The organism is Paenibacillus sp. 1-18 (assembly GCF_000520755.1).
Taxonomy (GTDB): Bacteria; Bacillota; Bacilli; order Paenibacillales; family Paenibacillaceae; genus Paenibacillus; species Paenibacillus brasilensis.
In genome coordinates, this window is the sequence record NZ_ASSB01000140.1 from 23,692 (window position 1) to 30,258 (window position 6,567).

Here is a 6,567-nt window from a genome sequence, read left to right on the forward strand (position 1 = left end):
GATGTTTAGGAGGATTCCATGGGGCTTCATGAACCGATTCATATATTGCTGGTAGATGACAGACCTGAGAACCTGCTCGCTCTTGAGGCGGTGCTGGAGAGTGAACAATATAATCTGGTAAAAACTACATCCGGAGAAGAAGCACTGCGATGTCTGTTAAAAGATGAGTTCGCACTTGTTGTGCTTGATGTGCAAATGCCGGGTATGGATGGAATTGAGACTGCAAAGCTGATTAAGGCCAGAGAGAAAACAAAGGATATTCCGATTATCTTTATTTCAGCTAACAGCAAGGAAGCTGAACATTTGTTTGCAGGCTATTCAGCGGGTGGGATTGATTATATGGTGAAGCCATTCATTCCTCAAATTCTCAAGTCCAAAATTGATGGCTTTGTGCAAATGTATTTGACCAACAAGCGCTTGAAGACACAGTCTATGCTGCTTCACCAGAAGACCCAGGAGCTGGAGAAGATGAACAGCGAGCTGATTGCCGCCAAGGAGGCAGCGGAAATTGCGGCCAATGCCAAAACGGAGTTTTTGGCGATGATGAGCCATGAGATTCGCACACCTATGAACGGTGTCATTGGCATGATTGATCTGCTGATGGAGACGGAGCTGCAAAGCGATCAACAGGAATATGCCGATATCATCCGCCGCAGTGCAGACGCGCTTGTTGCGGTCATTAATGATATTCTGGATTTTACCAAGCTGGAGTCAGGCAAAATGGAAGTAGAGGAATATCCCTTCGAACTGGTTTCCTGTATCAAGGAAGTTTTCAGCCTGTTTACGGTAGAAGTGAACCGGAAAAATTTGGAGCTGGTTTATGTTCTCGATGAGCAGATGCCTGCCGTGCTGTATGGAGATATGGGAAGACTGCGTCAAATACTGATTAATCTGGTATCCAATGCCGTTAAATTTACAGACCAAGGCGGGGTATATGTCTTTGCCTCTGTCAAAGAGCGTAGTGACAAAGGACTTACCGTTGAGTTTTCTGTGAAGGATACCGGTATTGGTATTGAGCCAGCTAAGGTTGGAAGGCTGTTTCAGCCCTTTTCCCAGCTTGATTCTTCAATGACACGTAAATATGGAGGGACTGGCTTGGGACTCGCCATATGCAAAACGCTGGTCAATATGATGGGCGGGGATATCTGTGTGGATACGAGCGGAGAACAGGGTGTAACATTTTATTTTACAATGAAGCTGGGCTTTGCTCAGGAAAATGAACTGGAGGGAGAGTCCGGTCATGATTGGGAAATCCCGCCTAAGGAGACCCCGAGCCGTAAACCTGTATTGGTCGTGGATGACCATCCGATCAACCAGAAGCTGATGGTTAATATACTGGATAAGCTCGGTTTGGCTTCAGACGTTGCGGCTGACGGGCAGCAGGCACTTGATATGGTCATCGCTAATCAGGACTATGACTATATTTTTATGGACCTGCAAATGCCCGTGATGGACGGTCTGGAGTGTACGGGCAGAGTGCGTGAACAGCTGACTGGAAGATCTCAACCTGCCATTATCGCCATGACAGCTAACGTCATGGACGGTATTCAGCCTCGCTGTATCGAAGCCGGTATGAATGATTATATTAGCAAGCCAGTTAAAATCAGCAGTGTAAAACAGGTGCTGCTGCGGCATTCCCCAGATCATTTCCCGATGCGGTCAGGCAAAAATCAAATCAATGAAGCTTAGCTGGTGGCATTTGGAAGGTACAGAAAAGGTTATGGTGTGATTCAAGGACCCGTATAATGGGTTAGTATGTAGGGAAATCTTTTTTTGGGAGCGTAGGCCTATGAATACTAATAGAAATGACAAGTTCAATGCAATTACAGAAACGAGCGATGGCGTAAATATCGTGTATCTGAGTGGAGAATTGGATCTTTCGGTAGCACCTGACTTTCGTCTGGTAATGGAGCCTTTGGTAGAGGAACCCAGTCAGGATTTGATTATTAATTTGAGAGACCTTAAATACATTGACAGCACGGGCATTGGCATTTTGTTATCCATTTTAAAAGCAAGACACGGGATGAAGTCTCGGTTTGTTGTTCAGGAGGTACCGCCTCAAATTCAAAAGCTGTTCGATATGACCGGTATTGCCAAATTCTTTGTCCCTCAGGAGAATTCCCAATAGGAAAGGAAAGAAAAAGAAATGAATGCTCAAATTCAAAAAGTAGTTCTTAATTTGCCCGCCACTGCTGACTTTGTTGATATTGTAAGATTAAATTTATACGGTATTGCCGCGAAAATGGGATTCTCTTATGAGGAGATTGAAGACATGAAAGTGGCTGTATCGGAAGCATGTAATAACTCTGTCCTTTATGCATATGGTCATAAGGGAGGAGTTGTGGAAGTGACATTCGAATTTGACGAAGCTTCGTTGTCTATTCGTGTCAAAGATGAAGGGGAGAGCTTTGAACGAGTAGAGGACCCGTCCCGTATCGCATCCTTGCATGACAAGGAGTTGAATGATGCAGAGGTGGGGGGACTAGGCTTTTATCTCATGCAGGCGCTTATGGATGATGTCCATATCTTGAATGAGGCTGGAAAAGGCACAGAAGTGGTACTGATAAAGCGTCTAACCAGAAGTGAGGAGAAAGTATGAATGAAAAGGTAACTCCCCCGGAGTCGATGGATGAAGCCGTTGGTCTAATCTGGGAGTACCAGCAAACCAAAGATAACGAGATTGCTACCGTGCTGATTCGCAAGTATGAGCCCATGGTTAAAATGGCTGCCGGGAAGATCTCCCGCAATCGCCCGGACTTATACGAAGATTTATATCAGACCGGTCAGATGGCCTTGATCCGTCTGCTTCAGCAATACGATATCAGCTTGGGCATTCCCTTTGAGCCGTATGCTATGAAAAGTATGCTGGGACATATGAAAAATTATTTGCGAGACAAATCATGGTATATTCAGGTTCCCCGCCGCATTAAGGAAAAGGGAGCGCTTGTTCAGCATGCTATCGACGAACTGACTGTTAAATTGGAACGTTCACCGAATGTGAATGAGATTGCGGAATATTTGGATCTGACTGTAGAAGAAACGATCGAAGTGCTTGCGGGTCGTGAATGCTACCATTATGTTTCACTGGACTCGCCTTTATCCCAGGAAGAGAGCGCAGCTACATTCGGTGAACTTATTAGCTCGGACGCCAACGATTATGATACAGTCGAAAAACGGATGGATTTGCAGCAGGCTTTAAGCCAGCTGAAAGAGCAGGAACAGAAGGTGCTCCTTCTCGCATTTCAGGACGGCCAATCCCAACGTGCGATTGCGCAGACGTTGGGCGTATCACAGATGAGTGTTTCCCGTATCCAGAAGCGGGCAACAGAAAAGCTGAAGCAGATTATGTCTAATTCCTCTATCTCATGAGAAGACCATGGAATTTATCGTTTCGAATATTTGACGTCACATCATAAGGACACGCTATTCCATTAGGGAAGCGTGTCCTTTTTAAAACGAAAAAAGGGAGGAAGTATAGAATTTATGCCAGCATTTGAACAGATTTCTTCCTTTCGTGGAGGATGGGAATGGTGGGACATCAGCGCTGCGGACTGGCAGGACCCGGTCATACAAGAGTTGAAGAGGAAGCTTCCGGAGGCCGCAGAATGGCTGGACAAGGTGGAAGGTACTCCCTCAAGCTTTATTTCTGTTCGCTTCCCGGATGCCATTCAGCCCTTGATGTGCGGGTCCTTGATCTATTCCGTTCAGGAGGAGATCGACAGTCAGCGTAATTGCAACAAGTTTTACTTTTTGGTTCTGAACCAGAAGCTGGTGACGTTAAATCTGGATCAAAATACCCGCGAAATTATGCACACCGCTGAACGACAAAAGATGCTTGCACAGTGTGAAAACGCAGCTGACGGCATGTTTGTATTAGCTAGAGCCGTGCTTCATTATTTTCATACAGGGATGGACAAGTTCGAGATCAATCTGAGAAAACTGGAAGAGGACATGGAGAAAAGAAATGCACGTACACTGATGGATTCTATATTGAATGCCCGCTTCGAGCTGTTGTACTGGAGCAATATGTTTATTCCCTTTTCAGAGCTGGTAACAGCCTCCCGGGAGGCGTATCTCGAAAAGCTGGAGGAAAACCGCCTTTTTAAGCAGCTACTTTACCGTGTCACCCGGATGGAGGGGCTTTTCCGGCATTATGAAAAGGAAATCGACACGCTGATCTCTATTGACGATGCCATTTCCGCGTTTAGGGGGAATGAGATTACGAAGACGCTTACCATTGTGACTGCCGTGTTTACACCCGCAACCGTAGTGGGGGCTATCTGGGGCATGAATTTTAAAGATCTGCCCTGGCTTGAAACAGGGTGGGGCTTTACCGCTGTGATTGCAGCCACCCTGCTAAGTATGGCGGGGATGTATGGCTGGCTAATGATGAAGGGGTGGACAGGAGACCTGTTGAAAACGAACAAGCGCAGAAAATTGTAGCGGCTGCTTAGCAGCTGCAGTATAAAGATAAAAAACGATCCATTGTAACTTGAGGCTCTTGTAGGAGCACGCTACGGTTACGATGGATCGTTTTTATAGGATAGTGGAGGATGATCACTTACCGCCTTGGCTCATTTTAATATATCCCAGCAATTCAGCGATATAATCTCCGATGACCGGAAGGTTTAGCTGTACCAGGAAGCTAAGCAACCAGGCGAGTAAGGCGAGTATAACCACTGTACCCAGTGTGAGACCAAGTCCCCGTGCAATCCCTGCTGTCAGGTTACTCATAATTCTTCGTTTAGTGCTGGAGTAGTTCTCCAGAATATCGCGAAATTCTGCTCTTTCCAGCGTATCTGCGATTTGATCTAACCGTTTGTTAAGCCGCTTGATCTCATGTCGTAGCTCAAAAGGATGCTCATTAACGTCAAAATCCTCTTCACGAACCTGCCTTTTAACAGGATTATGAGCTGAGGAGGCCTGCCTGGATGAAACCTCGTCTGGTTGAGCTTGAGCCTGCCGGGGATGAAAGGTTTTTTTGTTGTTTGCGGTAAGGTCATCTCCATATGAGCTTGGTTTGTTCATCGTCATCCCTGCCTTTCTATCATTTAAAAAACAGCCAGCTTCTTGCATGCTGGCTGTTCAGTGTTTAAGATTTATTCCTGTTGTAATCAAAACGTTTGGCTACTAGGATGTTGCATTCAATTGTTTTTGCGAATCTTTGGCTGCCTTGGCTGTTGCATCCATAATCTCCTGATCTGCCTTGTTTGCTTCATCAGCAACATCGGCAGAAGCTTTGGCTACACTGGATACGATGTTGTCTTTACTCTCGGCTACTGTTTTGGCTACATCTGCTGTTTTGGTGGAAACGGTTTTGGCCAAATCCGTCGCTTTGCTGCTGACTACAGATGCGACGTCCTTTGTTTTATCGGATACAATCGTCATTTTATCAGACAGTTCGCTGCGCAAATCACGGCCTGGCTTCGGTGCGAACAGCAGGGCTGCCGCAGCACCAATCAAACCTCCGATGAATAAACCCTTTGCAAAGCTTGAAGTATTGCCTACCGTATTTTGATTGTCCATGTTACTCATATCACATCACTCCTTTTATATAATTAAAAAATATCACACCTGTTGATTAACCACTAAATGGTAGAAAAAGAGCCGTCAACTCGGTAAAATGTTTGTACCCCTACAAACTTAACCGAAAGGTGACGACTCCATGAAAAAGTCTATCACGATCCCATTCATCCTTCAATCTATTCTGACACCAGAAGAAGTGCAAAGCGTTGCCAAGGAAACAGACTATGAAGACAAAGCCCGTAAATTCACGGTAACCCACTTACTTCAATACTGGTGTGTAGCTGCCTTAGAACAATGGGACAGTTATCGTTCCGGGGTGGATCATGCCGCTCACAGTGGCTTACTTGCGGTTCATTATTCGTGTTTTTCCACCAAAGCGGCCGAAGTCCCCTTTGCTATATTTAAGGAGCTTCTTCATCGGGTCATTCACAAGTGTAGCCGAGAAACACGCCGAAAGCTTGCGTTTCCCAAAGAATTGCTCCTTATCGATTCAACCACCATGACGGTGGGAAAAACACGACTACCCTGGGCTCCTTATCATGGGGAGCGTGCAGGTATTAAACTTCATGTTGCTTTACGAGCCCAAAATGGGCAACCCCTTCAGGTGGTCGAAACGCTGGGCTCCAAGCATGATGGCCCCATGAGTGAAGCGTTGGCTCAACCGGACTACATTTTGGTGATGGATCGTGCTTATGGGAAACTGGAGCGTCTGGATGACTTCAAAATCCAAGGACAATCCTTTGTCATTCGGCTTCGTGACAATGTCCATTTGGAAAAACCTCATGCCCTTTCCCGTCTCAAGCCATCGGATTCAACTATCCTTCGGGATATCACCTGCCGGTTGGGGACACCGCAGTGTCGTTCCAAGCGACGTCATCGTGTGGTGATGTTTCGAGATTTTGAAGGTCGAGTAATCCGAGTCGTTACCGATTTAATGCAGGTCACAGCGGAACAAATTGCACAGATGTATAAAGCTCGATGGCAGATTGAGGTCTTTTTCCGTTGGATCAAGCAACATTTGAATATTCCAACGCTGTTTGG

At 46.0% G+C, this 6,567-nt stretch carries 8 protein-coding genes; 6 read left to right on the forward strand and 2 right to left on the reverse strand.

Translation table 11 applies throughout. The features are described 5' to 3' along the window. Positions 1–18: 18 nt before the first annotated feature. The 5 genes from L693_RS0109555 to L693_RS0109575 all read left to right on the forward strand — a co-directional run bounded on the left by L693_RS0109555 (position 19) and on the right by L693_RS0109575 (position 4,443). Positions 19–1,689, forward strand: coding sequence for a response regulator (locus tag L693_RS0109555; protein ID WP_025717072.1), 1,671 nt, complete (start codon positions 19–21; stop codon positions 1,687–1,689). A gap of 100 nt (positions 1,690–1,789) precedes the next feature. Next, positions 1,790–2,128, forward strand: a complete 339-nt coding sequence (locus tag L693_RS0109560) for an STAS domain-containing protein (protein ID WP_025717073.1) — start codon at positions 1,790–1,792, stop codon at positions 2,126–2,128. An 18-nt stretch (positions 2,129–2,146) separates the two neighbouring features. Next, positions 2,147–2,599 (forward strand): anti-sigma B factor RsbW, encoded by a 453-nt coding sequence (gene rsbW, locus L693_RS0109565; RefSeq protein WP_025717074.1) that lies wholly within the window; start codon positions 2,147–2,149, stop codon positions 2,597–2,599. Further along, positions 2,596–3,369 carry a sigma-70 family RNA polymerase sigma factor gene (locus tag L693_RS0109570; protein WP_025717075.1) on the forward strand — a complete coding sequence of 258 codons (774 nt, stop codon included), beginning with the start codon at positions 2,596–2,598 and terminating at the stop codon, positions 3,367–3,369. Before rsbW ends, L693_RS0109570 begins: the two co-directional genes overlap by 4 nt. Positions 3,370–3,483: 114 nt before the next feature. Then, entirely contained in the window at positions 3,484–4,443 is a 960-nt protein-coding gene (locus tag L693_RS0109575; RefSeq protein WP_025717076.1) for a magnesium transporter CorA family protein, read from the forward strand. 114 nt (positions 4,444–4,557) lie between these two features. Here the strand turns inward: L693_RS0109575 and L693_RS0109580 are convergent, their stop codons facing one another. Further along, positions 4,558–5,034 carry a DUF5665 domain-containing protein gene (locus tag L693_RS0109580; RefSeq protein WP_049825112.1) on the reverse strand — a complete coding sequence of 159 codons (477 nt, stop codon included), beginning with the start codon at positions 5,032–5,034 and terminating at the stop codon, positions 4,558–4,560. 96 nt (positions 5,035–5,130) lie between these two features. After that, positions 5,131–5,535: a YtxH domain-containing protein gene (locus L693_RS0109585; RefSeq protein ID WP_025717078.1), complete on the reverse strand. Its 405-nt coding sequence runs from the start codon at positions 5,533–5,535 to the stop codon at positions 5,131–5,133. Positions 5,536–5,665: 130 nt separating this feature from the next. Between L693_RS0109585 and L693_RS0109590 the strand changes: the two genes are divergently transcribed. Beyond that, positions 5,666–6,567 (forward strand): IS4 family transposase (locus tag L693_RS0109590; RefSeq protein ID WP_025717079.1); only part of this gene is annotated, 902 nt, incomplete at its 3' end.